We start from the raw sequence: 12,082 nt of genomic DNA, 5'->3' as shown, positions 1-12,082 counted from the left end.
GACCGACCCTATGGCCGCCGGGGGCACCGCCGACCCTCCCGGCGTCGGAGGCACCCGACGATCGGGGTGCCACGACGGACGGGTGGCGAGCGGCACTCCGGCGTCCGGTGCCCGGGCGACGGCGACCGCGGAGGGCCCCGGCGGCGTCGGTCCGGGCTACGCCGGGGCGCCCTTGTTGATCGGGGCGTCGGCAGCCACGACCCGGACCCAGTCGTCGATCTTCCCGTCCGTGACGTGCAGGGACACCGCGACCGGCGCGCCGGCACCGTCGCACGGCGGCTCGCCGGCCTTGTCCACGAGCTTGAGGGTGAGGACGACGTAGCCGCCCCGCGCGCCCGCGACCTCGGTGGGCACGGCCCCGCACGGCAGGTCGTCCGACACCGCGAGCCGCGCGGCACGGTCGGAGAGCTGCGCGGTGTAGACGTTCGAGTAGCGCGTCCCGTCGGCCATCAGGTCGGCGGCCTCGCCGGCCCTGCCGCGCCGGATCGCCGCGAACCAGCGCTCGGCGATCGCCACCGTCCGCGCGTCGGGGCTCCGGTCTCCCGCCTGCGGCACCTTCCGCAGCGGCACGAGGTCCGGGAACGCCTGCTTCTCCGTCAGCGGGGCCTCCGGCTCCGGCGACGGGTCGCGCCGCGTGGTCGTGCCGCCGGGCGACGGGGTGGTGGTCGTCGTCCCGCCGGTCGTCGCCTCCGTCGTCGTGGCCGTGCTCGTGGTCCGCGGGGTGGAGGCGACGGTGCTCGTCGTTCCCCCGTCGTCCCCACCGCACCCCGCGACCGCGAGCCCGGCGGCGGCCACGAGCGCGCAGGCGCCACTGCGGAGGACGGGGAGGCGGAGGCGGTCCATCTCCCGCAACCTACGCGCCCGCGTCCCCGGCAGATGCGGACGGGGGCGGTCGGCCTGCCGACCCGCCATCATCCGCGGGACCGATGACCGCCGCCGACGACGTTCCTGCGCTCCCCGACGACGTCGACGCGGCGACCGCCGGCCGGCGGGAGCTCGAGCTCCAGCTCCGGCGGCTGACCCGCGCCCTCCGCCGGGTCCGCGGGCACGGCAACCAGCACCTGGGCCCGCTCTCGATGCCGCAGTACCTGCTCGTGGAGCCGCTGCTCGACGCCGGGGAGCCGCTGCCGGTCGGGACGCTCGCCGAGATCGCGGGGACCGCGGCGCCGACGGCGACGACGATGGTGCGCAAGCTGGAGGCGCAGGGGCTCGTCGTCCGGTCACGGGATCCGGCGGACGGCCGGGTCGTCCGGCTGGCGCTCACCGACGAGGGCCGCGCGCTGGCCGGCGGGCGCCGGGCGAAGGTGCTCTCGTGGCGGCGGGGGATCGCCGAGACGGTCGCGCCTGAGGACCGGGCGGCCGGGGCCCGGGCGCTGGCGGCGCTCGCCGACGCGATCGACGCCTCCGCCGACCAGCTCGCGGCGCTGGGGCAGGGCGGCGACCCCGGGGCGGACTGAGCGCCGGCGGGGCCGGCCGGGCTAGAGCCCGAGGTCGCGGACGCCGAGCTCGTCGAAGCCGACGTGGTGGGCGAGCTCGTGCCGGACGGTGATCGTGACCTGCTCGCGCAGGAGGTCCGCGTCGTGCCCGAAGTCGCGGCGCAGGGTGTCGCGGAAGATCATGATGCGGTCGGAGTGGTCGTCCCGCGTGGCGCCGTCGCCCATGTAGAGCCCGTACGCGTGGTGTTTGCGGCCGTCATCGGAGATCACGACCGCGACGTTGCCCTGCAGCACGCCGATCAGGAGGTCGGGCAGGTCGTCCAGGGCGTCCCGGACGAGCTCGGCGAAGTCGGTGTCGTCGTACGGGTCCTTGGCCAGGAACTCGTCCTCGTCGGGCTCGACCGCGAGGCCCTGGGCCGCCAGGTACTCGGACCGCGCGACGACCTTCTCGAACTCCTCGTCGGTCGCGGGCTCGCGGTAGTCGGCGAGCCGTCCGGTGATCAGCGCCAGCACGCCGACGATGACGCCGACGACGGTCGCGACGACCCCGACCTGCTGGACGACCTTCACGAGCGGCTGGCTCGTCCAGTCGCCCATGAGGAGGTACGTGAGCGTCGACGCCAGGCAGACGCCGACCACGGCGACGACGAGTGGCGTACGAGCGTTCATGCGCCCAATCTACGCCACGCGCGGGGCGGACCGGTACGGACTGGGGATCGGACGTCCGCGGACGCCCGGACGGAGCCCGCTGGTCGTCATCAGCCCAGCATCGCGCGGGAGATCACGACGCGCTGGATCTCGTTCGCGCCCTCGTAGATCTGCGTGATCTTCGCGTCGCGCATGAAGCGCTCCATCGGGTAGTCCTTGACGTACCCGTAGCCGCCGAGGATCTGCAGCATGTCGACGGTGACCCCCATCGCGGTGTCCGACGCGAAGAGCTTCGCCATCGAGCTCCACTTCCCGAAGCCGCCGTCGCGGTCGGTCCGGTCCGACACCGCGCACGCCTTGTAGAGGAGCTCGCGTGCGGCCGCGACCTTCGTCTCGGCGTCGGCGAGCTTCCACTGCAGGCCCTGGAACTCGGCGATCGGGCGGCCGAACGCGATGCGCTCCTTGGCGTAGGAGGCCGCGTAGTCGATGGAGCCCTGGGCGATGCCGACCGCCTGCGCGGCGGCGCCGAGGCGGGTGCGTTCGAGGGTGCCCAGCGCGACCGACATGCCGCGGCCGACCTCGCCGATCACGTTCTCGTGCGGGACGCGGACGTCGTCGAAGACCGGGGAGCCGGTCGGGGAGCTGCGGATCCCCATCTTGTGCTCGAGCGGCCCGTAGGAGAAGCCCTCCCGGTCGGACTCGACGGCGAACGCGGTGATGCGCCCGGACTCGGGGTCGGTCTTCGCGAACACGACGTAGACGTCGGCCACCGAGGTGTTCGTGATCCAGTTCTTCGAGCCGTTGATGACCCACTCGTCGCCGTCCCGGACGGCGTGGGTCTTCATCGACGACGGGTCGGACCCGGCCTCGGGCTCGGACAGCGCGAACGCCGGGATGCACTCGCCGGTGGCGACCTTCGGCAGGAACCGCTGCTTGAGCTCCTCGGACCCGAACAGGCGGATCGGGAGCGAGCCGAGCTCCTGCACCATGAGGATCAGGGCACAGGACGCGTCGACCCGGGCGATCTCCTCGACCGCGATCTGGAGCATGAGCGTGCCCATCGCGTTGCCCCCGTACTCCTCAGGGACGGCGAGGCCGAGGATGTCCTGCTCGCCGAGGAGCTTCTTGACGTCCCAGGCGTACTCGGCCTTGTCGTCGCGCTCCGCGGCGCCGGGTGCGATCTGCTCCTCGGCGATCTGGCGGATCGCCGCCCGCAGGTCCCGGAACTCCTCCGGGATGTCGTAGAGGTCGGACCCGAGCTCGGACATGGCTCGATCCTATGACGCGGACACATCGGGCCCGGTGTGGCGGGACACCGGTGCACCCCGTCCGCGATGGGGCGAGGTCCTCGTGCGTCCCGCGCCACGGCGGACCGGCGGACCGCGACGGAGGCGTCAGGCGAGGCAGCCGGCGCAGACGCCGCTGACGACGACCGTCGCGTTCTCGACGCGATGGCCCGCGCCCTCGGCCGCACGGCGTGCGGCGGCGCGACCGGCGCTGGTGTCGAGGTCGTAGAGCTGCCCGCAGCGCACGCACGTGAAGTGGTCGTGCGGCGTCGGGTCGGTGTCGTACCGCGCGGCGCCGGGCGCGGCGACGCGGCGGACGACCCCGAGCTCGGCGAAGAGCTCGAGCGTCGAGTAGACCGTCGGCAGGGCGAGGCCCGGGAGCTCCTGCGCGGCCTCGCGCAGCAGGGCCTCGGCCGTCAGGTGCCGGTTGCTCGAGGCGATCAGCCGGTGCAGCGCGAGGCGCTGGGGCGTGACCCGCAACCCGGCTCCGCGGAGGCGGGAGACCAGCACGGCGTCCACGTCTGCGGGGGTCGAGGTCGGCTCCATACCAGCATTCTAGAGGTCCCGCAATCTGCGCGGGCCGCGCGCGACGGGCGGGCACGGAGGAGCACCGCCCGACCGTCGGTCGGGGGCCGGGCGGCACGGTAGCGTGCGGGCATGCCCTCCCCCGTGTTCGACCAGCCCGGCCTCGAGGTCGACGCCGCGCAGCTCGCCGCCGAGCTCGAGCGCGACAGCGTCCTGCTGGTGGACGTCCGCGAGGGCTACGAGTGGGACGCCGGCCGCATCGAGGGGGCGCTCCACGTGCCCCTGGGCGAGCTCGGCGCACGGATCGGCGAGCTCGACCGGCAGGCGACGATCGTCGTGCAGTGCCGCATCGGCGGGCGGTCCGGGATCGCGGCCCAGGCGCTGCGCGACGCCGGGTACGACGCGTGGTCGCTGCGTGGCGGCATCCTCGACTGGGACCGCGCCGGGCACCCGCTCGTCCCGGCCGGCGGGACCGTCGCCGACCATTGAGCACCGCCGGTCCGGCCGAGCCTCCGGAGGAGCGCGCCGCCCGGTACCCCTTCGCCCAGCCGGCGGGGTCGTACGTCCACACCCGGGCGGGCGACCTGCCGCTCGTCGACCCCGCGGCGCCGTGGGGCCCCGGGACGCTGCTCCGGGACGGCGGGCGGACGACCACGTGGTCCGGGGTCCGCGACGCCGCCGGGGCCGCCGACGTCCCGCGCCACGCCGTCCTCGGCTACGGGTCGAACCCCGCGCCGGAGACCCTGGCCCGCAAGTTCCGGTCCGCGCCGGACCGCGGCGTCGCGGTGCCGGTCCTCGCGCTCGCCCTCCACGACGTCGACGCGGTGTGGTCGGCGCACGTGCACGCGGGCTACGTGCCCGCCACGATCGCGCCCTCCCCCGGGACGGTGCTGCGGGCGTGGGCGCTGCTCCTGACCGACGAGGAGCTCGGCGTGGTCAACGCCAGCGAGAGCCTCGGGCGCAACTACGCGCTCGGGCGGCTCCGCGGCGCACGCGCGACGTGGGCGGACGGCAGCCCGTGCCGGGACCTCCGCACCTACGTGTCGCTGCACGGCGCGCTGACCGACGCCGGGGCGCCCGTCGCGGTGGGCCCGGTGCCCGCGGACGGGCGCCGTCTGCCGGCGCTGGACGAGCCGGGCGTCCTGCGGCTCGTCCACGGCCGGACCGCGGACGGCGCGCCGCGGGGCGCGTTCCTCCGGGCGCTCGCCGTCGACCCGGCAGCGGCGGCGGCGTGCACGACGCGCCTGCGGTCGGACGCGCAGCCGTTCGCGTGGCCGGGCTGGGAGCAGCTCGAGCCGGCGCCCGCCGACGGCGCCCCGGCCGACCGGACGACGGCCGGCGGGACGTCGGTCTGACTTCCGTCTGGTCCGTCCTCCCGGCCTCTGCTCCTAGGCGGCGTTGACCGGCCCGGACCGCAGGTCGCAGGCCTCGGTGCAGATCCGGACGACCTCGTCGAGGTCGTCGGTGCACGTGATCAGGTCCTCGTCGCCGGGTGAGATCAGGCCCTCGGCGAGGACGCGCTCGCGGATCCAGTCGACGAGCCCGCCCCAGTAGTCCGTGCCGACGAGGACCACCGGGTACCAGCGGATCTTCTTGGTCTGCACGAGGCAGAGCACCTCGAACAGCTCGTCGAGCGTGCCGAACCCGCCGGGCATCGCGACGAACGCGTCGGAGTACCGGACGAACGAGACCTTGCGCGTGAAGAAGTAGTGGAACGGCACCGCGAGCTCGACGTACGGGTTGCTGCCCGTCTCGAACGGCAGGTCGATCAGCAGGCCGATCGAGCGGGCCTCCCCCTCGTGCGCCCCGCGGTTGGCGGCCTCCATGATCCCCGGTCCGCCGCCCGTGATGACGGCGGCGCGGGCCTCGGTCGCGAGCCGCCGCGCGAGCTCGCGGGCCAGCTCGTACTGCGGGGTGCCTTCGCCCAGCCGGGCGGAGCCGAAGACGGTGATCCCGCGACGGACGTCGGCGAGCTGCCCGAACGCCATGTCGAGCTCGGCGGCGATCCGGTCGATCCGTTGGGGATCGGTGAGCTCGGTCTCGACCTGCGCCCATTCGGCGCTCAGGAGCTCCTCGTCGGCGGACCCGGGACGACGTGCGGAATCGGTCACGTCCGCGACTCTAACGGCCGCCGGATCCGTGGTCGTTCAGGAGACGAGAACGCCCGCCAGGACGGCCAGTGCGACCGCAGCGCGCTCCCGCAGCGTGCCCGCGTCGACGTGCTCGTCGACGGCGTGGGCGCCGCCGCCGAGGGGGCCCAGGCCGTCGATCGCGACGCGGGTCCACGACGCCAGGTGACTGGCGTCCGACGCACCGCCGCGGCTCGACGCCGCGATCGGGCGACCCAGCAGCGCCGCGGCGCGATCGAGCACCGGGGCCGCCGCCGCGCGGTGGTCCATGCCCGGCCACACCCGGCTGAACCGCGAGGAGATGCCGACCCCGTCGACGTCGTCCGGCAGGCTCGCGAGCACGCGCTCCAGCGACGCGATCTCGGCCGCACGGACGTCGATGATCAGCTCGCCGTCGTCCGGCACGACGTTCAGCGCGGTCCCGCTCCGCATCATCGTCGGCACGACGCTCAGGAGCTCGGGGCCCGACGGCTCGTGCGACGCGGCGGCGCGCCGGGCGACCTCGGCGAGGGCCAGGAGCGCGTTCCGGCCGTCGCCTGGCCTCGAGCCCGCGTGGGCGGAGACCCCGGCGCCCGTGACGGCGATCGCGGCGGCGGCCTTGCGGCGGACGACGACCGCCTCGTCGCCCGTGGCGGTCCGCTCGCCGCCCTCGAAGCAGAGGCAGGCGTCCCAGTCCCGGAAGCGCGGGCCGTGGGCGAAGTCCTCGGTGCGCCACTCCTCGTCCGCGACGAGCAGCAGCGCGACCTCCGCGAACAGGTCGCGTGCGCCCGGCGTCCGGGCCACGGCGTCGAGGAGGCCGATCGCGAGGGCGTCGCCGCCCTTCATGTCGAAGGTGCCCGACCCCGTCCAGCGGTCGCCGTCCTGCTCGACCGGCCGGTGCCGGTCGTGCGGGATCACGGTGTCGAGGTGCCCGAGCAGCACGACCCGCGCGGTGCCGGTCCCCCGGACGCGGGCGAGCAGGTCGGGGGCGCTGCCGGCGGTCGAGCACGGGATCCGCTCGACCTCGGCGTCGTCCGGCAGCGCGGCCAGCACGAGGTCGACGCACCGCTCGAACGCGGGGGCGTCGCCGGAGGGCGACGACACGGCCACGAGGGGCCCGATCAGGTCGCCCGCGATCGACGCGACCGCGTCGGAGGCGTCGAGGAGCGCGCGGGCGGTGGGGTCGTCGACGAGGGCCACCCGACCACCTTCGCACGGGGACCGCCCGGTGCGGTCCCCGATCGGCCGCGTCAGGGCTTCAGCCGCAGCGTGTGCTCGCCGGCAGGGAGCCGCAGCCGGATCCGCTGCCCGCCGACGGGACCGGACGGCAGCGTCGCCCGGAGCGTCCGCGCCTTGACCGTCATCCGCGCGGTCGGACGGGCGCCGTCGACCGTCAGGACGGGAGCGCGACCACGGCCGGCGGCGGCGCCCGACGCGACGCCGTTCCACAGCTCCACGATCCCGGCGCCGCGGGTGACGAGCGTCATCGTCGTCCCGTCGTAGCCCTGGCTCACGACCGTCGGGGCGGACGTGACCATCCGAGGCCGTCCGAGGTCGAAGACGACCTGCCCCTCGGGCTGCAGGGCACCGGAGGGCTGCAGCAGCCCCCAGCCGTAGTCCTTGGTCGGGTGCTGCTTCCAGACCCACATGATGCCGCCGATGAGGGCCTTGTCCTGCGCCTGGAGCCCGGTCTGGCGGTAGGCCTCCCAGACGCCGCCGCGGGCGCCGGGGTACTCGCCGACGACCATCGCGGCGCCGAACGTCCGGGCGCGGGCGACCTCCTTGGCGTAGTCGGTCCGCTGCCGCTCCGCGGTGCCGTCGTCGGGGAACCGCCCGAAGACGTCGGTGTAGAGGTGCGGCGCGTAGACGAGGTTGCCGTCGTCGCTGAACCGGGACGCGAGGGCGCCGACGCTGTCGAACCAGATCGGGGCCTGCATCCCGGCGCCCCGGAGGCGGCCGATGAGCTTCGTGTACATCGGCCAGAGCTCCCGCGAGACCCAGGCGTCGGGCAGCGACGGGTCCTCGCTCCGCGGCTCGTTGTAGAGCTCGATGCCGGCGAACGCAGGGCCCAGCGTCTTGCCGACGCCGGCCATCGCGGTGACCGCGTCGCCGTAGGCGTCCTGCAGCGGGCGACCCGCGACGGTGCGGTTCTGGAACAGGCCCTCGGCGGCCTTCGCCGCGCACGCCGTCGTGTAGTAGCTGGCGTACCCCATGAGGGTGCTCGCCGCGAAGTCGCAGCTGGCGCCCTGCGTGTCGACCGCCCAGCGCGGCGCGCCGTCGGACTCCGTCGCGGTGGGCTGCCCGAGGTTCGCCGCGTAGCGGTCCTGGTGCATGTCGATGAGGACGTAGATGCCACGGTCCGCGAAGACCCGCGCGGCCGACCGGACCTGCTCGACGTACGCCTGGTCGACGCTGTTCGGCGCGGGCATGATCCGCGACCACGAGACGGCGAGCCGCACGACGTTCAGCCCGACGGCGCGGGCCTGCTCGCCGTCGACCGACGTGATGCCGACCGCGCCGTGCACGCCGCCGTAGTCGACGAGTCCGTTGACGTTCGCGCCACGCAGCAGGACGCGGCGACCGGAGGCGGTCTCGAGCATCCGGCTGCCGTCCGGCGCCGCCGCGACCTTCAGGGCGTCGGAGGCCACGAACGGCCCGGGGACGTCGCCGGCGGCGGCCCGGGCCCGCTCGGCCCAGACGGCGCCGGTCTTCGACGACCCGGCCCGGGGTTTCCCGTCGGTCTTCAGCCGGGGCGCGGCACCCGCCGTCGGGGCGAGGAGCGCGCCGCCGAGGGCGGCCGTGAGCACCGCGGCGCCGAGCGTCGACCCGGAGCGTGATCGGCGCCCCGGCCGGGGTGCGCGGACGGCTGCGTGCGTGACCCGTGACACGCGAGCCATGCTGGCAGACCGACCGGTCCGCCGCGCAGCTCGATCGCGGCGTCGCCCGCAGGGGGCGACGCCAGGGCCGTCAGCCGAGGACGGCGTCCATGCGGCGCTGCAGGATCTCGCCGAGCGCCTCGCGCACCGGACCCTCCTCGAACCGCGTGACGAGCTCGGCGAGGAAGCCCTCGATCACGAGGCGCCGGGCGGCGTTCAGGCCGAGGCCGCGCGAGCGGAGGTAGAACAGCTGCTCGGGGTCGATCTGGGCGATCGCCGCGGCGTGGGTGCAGCGGACGTCGTTGGCCGCGATCTCGAGGCCCGGGATGTTGTCCGCGTGCGACTTGCGGCCCAGCAGTAGGTTGCGCGACTCCTGGAAGGCGTCGGTCTGCTGGCCCTTCTCGTCGACCTTGATCATGCCGCGCCAGACGGTGGAGCTCTTCTCCGCCAGGACGCCGCGGAACGCGAGGTCCGACGTCGTGTTCGGCGCCATGTGCGTCTGCAGCGTGTCGAAGTCGAGGTGCTGCTTGCCGTGCGTGGCGTAGCCGCCGGTCACGCGGCCGTGGGCGCCGGCGCCGTCGAGCGAGGTCTCCTGGAAGACCTTGCCCTTCGCGGAGCCGAGACCGAGCGTGATCCAGTCGACCCAGCCGTCGCGATCGATCGTGGCGCGCTGGGCGCCGAAGATCCACGACTTCTCCGAGAGGTCCTGGACGTCGACGAAGCGCAGCCGGGCGTTCGCGCCGACGTGGATCTCGACGACGCCGTTGACGAGCGCCTCGAGCTCGGGGGAGCTCGACGTGGTCTGCGACCAGACCTCGGCCGACGCGCCGTCCTCGAGCACGATCAGGGTGCGCGGGGCGACGCTGCGACCCGCCTGGTCCTGGATCAGGGTCAGGAGCACCGGGGCGTCGAGCGTGACACCGCGCGGGACGTACACGAAGAACCCGCCGACCCAGTCGCGGTCGTTGCGGGCCGTGAACGGGGTGCGCGCGGTCTCGATCCTCCCGAGGTACCGCTCGACGAGGTCGGGGTGCTCGGCGGCGGCGGTCTCGAGCGGCAGGACGATGGCCTGCTTGCCCGCGGCCGTCGGGTCCGGCAGCGCCGCGGACTCGCGCACCACGGCGTGGTCGACCTGCGTCAGGCGGATCGTGCCCTCGGGCAGGTGGTCGAAGACGCGCGGGGCGTCGTCGACGACCGTGGACACGATCGACGCGTCGGCGGTCTGCGCCGTCGGGAACGCGTCGAGGTCGAGCTCGGGGATCTCGGTGAACTCCCACCCCGGCGTGCCGCGGAAGTGCGGCATCGCGATGTTGGGGAGCTCCTCGGCGGCGCCGGAGCGCAGCGCGGAGAGCCAGACGGGGGCGGGCGCGGTGGTCGTGCTCACCCGATGCTGCCTTCCATCTGGAGCTCGATGAGCCGGTTCATCTCGACCGCGTACTCCATCGGGAGCTCCTTGACGATCGGCTCGATGAAGCCGTTGACGATGAGCTTCGCGGCCTCCTCCTCGTCGATCCCGTGGGACTGGAGGTAGAAGAGCTGCTCGTCGCCGACCTTCGAGACCGTGGCCTCGTGGCCGATGTCGACCTGGTCCTCGTCGATGCGGATCGTCGGCCACGTGTCGGTGCGCGACTTGTCGTCGAGCAGCAGGGCGTCGCAGACGACCTTCGACTTGGAGCCGTAGGCGCCCTTGCCGACCTCGAGCAGTCCGCGGTAGCTGGAGCGCCCGCCGTCCTTGGAGATCGACTTGGCGAAGATGTTCGACGTCGTGTTCGGCGCGGCGTGCACGATCTTGGCGCCGGCGTCCTGGTGCTGGCCGTTGCCGGCGAACGCGATGGAGAGGACCTCGCCGTGCGCCCGCTCGCCCATCAGGTAGACGGCCGGGTACTTCATCGTCAGCTTGGAGCCGAGGTTGCAGTCGACCCACTCGACCGTCGCGTCCTTCTCGGCGATCGCGCGCTTCGTCACGAGGTTGAAGACGTTGTTCGACCAGTTCTGCACGGTCGTGTAGCGGATGCGGGCGCCCGGCTTGGCGATGAGCTCCACCACGGCGGAGTGCAGCGACGAGCTCGAGTACGTCGGGGCGGTGCAGCCCTCGACGTAGTGCACGTAGGAGCCCTCGTCGGCCAGGATGATCGTCCGCTCGAACTGGCCCATGTTCTCCGTGTTGATGCGGAAGTAGGCCTGCAGCGGCATCTCGACGTGCACGCCCGGCGGGACGTAGACGAACGAGCCGCCCGACCACACGGCGCTGTTGAGCGCGGCGAGCTTGTTGTCGTTCGGCGGGATCACCGTGGCGAAGTACTCGCGGACGAGCTCCGGGTGCTCGCGGAGCGCGGTGTCCATGTCGGTGAAGATGACGCCCTGCTTCTCGAGCTCCTCGTTCACCTGGTGGTAGACGACCTCGGACTCGTACTGCGCGCCGACGCCGGAGAGGAACTTGCGCTCGGCCTCCGGGATGCCCAGGCGGTCGAACGTCTTCTTGACGTCCTCGGGGACGTCGTCCCAGGAGCGCTCGGAGCGCTCGGAGGCGCGCACGAAGTAGTGGATGTCGTCGTAGTCGACCTCGGCCAGCATCGGGCTGCCCCAGGTCGGCTGCTCACGGGCGAGGAAGTAGTCCAGCGCCTTCAGGCGGAAGTCGCGCATCCACTGCGGCTCCTGCTTGAACTCCGAGATCTTCTCGACGATCTCGCGGTTGATGCCCTTCGGCGCCTTGTAGAGGTAGTTCTCGGCGTCGTGGAAGCCGTACTTCGCCGTGTAGTCAGCGTTCAGGTCGACGAGCGAGGACTCCTCCTCGTTCAGGAGGGAGCCGGTGGTCTCGGGAGGCGTGGGCATGTCAGTCCATCTCCAACTTGATCGTGTCCCCGTCGATCACGACGGGGAAGGTGTCAACCGGCTGGTACGCCGGAAGGGTGTTCGGTCGGCCGGTGCGGAGGTCGAACACGGAGCCGTGGCGTGGGCACTCGATGGTGCACGCCTCAGGGTCCAGCTCGCCGTCCGACATGTCGCCGTCGTCGTGGCTGCACCGGTCCTCCATCGCCAGGATCGTGCCGCCGCAGTTGACGACCAGCACCTCGACGTCGTCGTGCTCCAGCGTGACGCGCCCCCCTACGGGGAGCTCGTTCAGCGGGCAGACGTCGATCAGGGGCACAGGAAGGGCGGCGGGCGATCGTGGATCGGACGGCTTCGGGGCGCACGTCGCGCTC

General features: G+C 73.6%; 13 protein-coding genes. 3 read left to right on the top strand and 10 right to left on the bottom strand.

Annotated features, from left to right (window positions below):
* Positions 1-156: 156 nt before the first annotated feature.
* The gene (locus PATMI_RS36745) at positions 157-843 is read right to left on the bottom strand and encodes a hypothetical protein (protein WP_026911404.1); all 687 of its coding nucleotides are present in this window, start codon (positions 841-843) and stop codon (positions 157-159) included.
* 83 nt (positions 844-926) lie between these two features.
* Between PATMI_RS36745 and PATMI_RS34690 the strand changes: the two genes are divergently transcribed.
* Positions 927-1,457: a MarR family winged helix-turn-helix transcriptional regulator gene (locus PATMI_RS34690; RefSeq protein ID WP_051471682.1), complete on the top strand. Its 531-nt coding sequence runs from the start codon at positions 927-929 to the stop codon at positions 1,455-1,457.
* Between the two features lie 21 nt (positions 1,458-1,478).
* Here PATMI_RS34690 and PATMI_RS34685 read toward each other — a convergent pair whose 3' ends face one another.
* The 3 genes from PATMI_RS34685 to PATMI_RS30280 form a co-directional block, all read right to left on the bottom strand.
* A complete protein-coding gene (locus PATMI_RS34685; protein ID WP_051471680.1) occupies positions 1,479-2,105 on the bottom strand; it encodes a metallopeptidase family protein in 627 nt (208 codons plus the stop codon).
* A gap of 89 nt (positions 2,106-2,194) precedes the next feature.
* Entirely contained in the window at positions 2,195-3,352 is a 1,158-nt protein-coding gene (locus PATMI_RS0114480) for an acyl-CoA dehydrogenase family protein (protein WP_026911402.1), read from the bottom strand.
* 126 nt (positions 3,353-3,478) lie between these two features.
* The gene (locus tag PATMI_RS30280) at positions 3,479-3,916 is read right to left on the bottom strand and encodes a Fur family transcriptional regulator (RefSeq protein ID WP_051471678.1); all 438 of its coding nucleotides are present in this window, start codon (positions 3,914-3,916) and stop codon (positions 3,479-3,481) included.
* 111 nt (positions 3,917-4,027) lie between these two features.
* Here PATMI_RS30280 and PATMI_RS0114470 point away from each other — a divergent pair, with 111 nt between their 5' ends.
* Both PATMI_RS0114470 and PATMI_RS36740 read left to right on the top strand, forming a co-directional pair.
* Positions 4,028-4,384 (top strand): rhodanese-like domain-containing protein, encoded by a 357-nt coding sequence (locus tag PATMI_RS0114470; protein WP_036725891.1) that lies wholly within the window; start codon positions 4,028-4,030, stop codon positions 4,382-4,384.
* On the top strand, positions 4,381-5,250 hold the full coding sequence (locus PATMI_RS36740) for a hypothetical protein (protein ID WP_026911400.1): 870 nt from the start codon (positions 4,381-4,383) through the stop codon (positions 5,248-5,250). The genes PATMI_RS0114470 and PATMI_RS36740 overlap by 4 nt, the downstream gene beginning before the upstream one ends.
* Before the next feature lie 33 nt (positions 5,251-5,283).
* Here PATMI_RS36740 and PATMI_RS30275 read toward each other — a convergent pair whose 3' ends face one another.
* The 6 genes from PATMI_RS30275 to PATMI_RS0114435 form a co-directional block, all read right to left on the bottom strand.
* Positions 5,284-6,006, bottom strand: coding sequence for an LOG family protein (locus PATMI_RS30275; RefSeq protein ID WP_036725888.1), 723 nt, complete (start codon positions 6,004-6,006; stop codon positions 5,284-5,286).
* Between the two features lie 36 nt (positions 6,007-6,042).
* Complete coding sequence (locus tag PATMI_RS0114455; protein ID WP_026911399.1) at positions 6,043-7,203, bottom strand: M20/M25/M40 family metallo-hydrolase; 1,161 nt, start codon at positions 7,201-7,203, stop codon at positions 6,043-6,045.
* Between the two features lie 50 nt (positions 7,204-7,253).
* A complete protein-coding gene (locus PATMI_RS0114450) occupies positions 7,254-8,891 on the bottom strand; it encodes a glycoside hydrolase family 5 protein (RefSeq protein ID WP_157260780.1) in 1,638 nt (545 codons plus the stop codon).
* Between the two features lie 79 nt (positions 8,892-8,970).
* Positions 8,971-10,263 carry a Fe-S cluster assembly protein SufD gene (gene sufD / locus PATMI_RS0114445; protein WP_026911397.1) on the bottom strand — a complete coding sequence of 431 codons (1,293 nt, stop codon included), beginning with the start codon at positions 10,261-10,263 and terminating at the stop codon, positions 8,971-8,973.
* The gene (gene sufB, locus PATMI_RS0114440; RefSeq protein WP_051471676.1) at positions 10,260-11,711 is read right to left on the bottom strand and encodes a Fe-S cluster assembly protein SufB; all 1,452 of its coding nucleotides are present in this window, start codon (positions 11,709-11,711) and stop codon (positions 10,260-10,262) included. Before sufB ends, sufD begins: the two co-directional genes overlap by 4 nt.
* Before the next feature lies 1 nt (position 11,712).
* A complete protein-coding gene (locus PATMI_RS0114435) occupies positions 11,713-12,027 on the bottom strand; it encodes a Rieske (2Fe-2S) protein (protein WP_026911395.1) in 315 nt (104 codons plus the stop codon).
* Positions 12,028-12,082 lie beyond the last annotated feature (55 nt).

Origin of the sequence: Patulibacter minatonensis DSM 18081 (assembly GCF_000519325.1) — a bacterium.
Taxonomy (GTDB): Bacteria; Actinomycetota; Thermoleophilia; order Solirubrobacterales; family Solirubrobacteraceae; genus Patulibacter; species Patulibacter minatonensis.
Note: the sequence above shows the minus strand (reverse complement) of the source record. Positions and strands in the feature narration are given on the sequence as shown.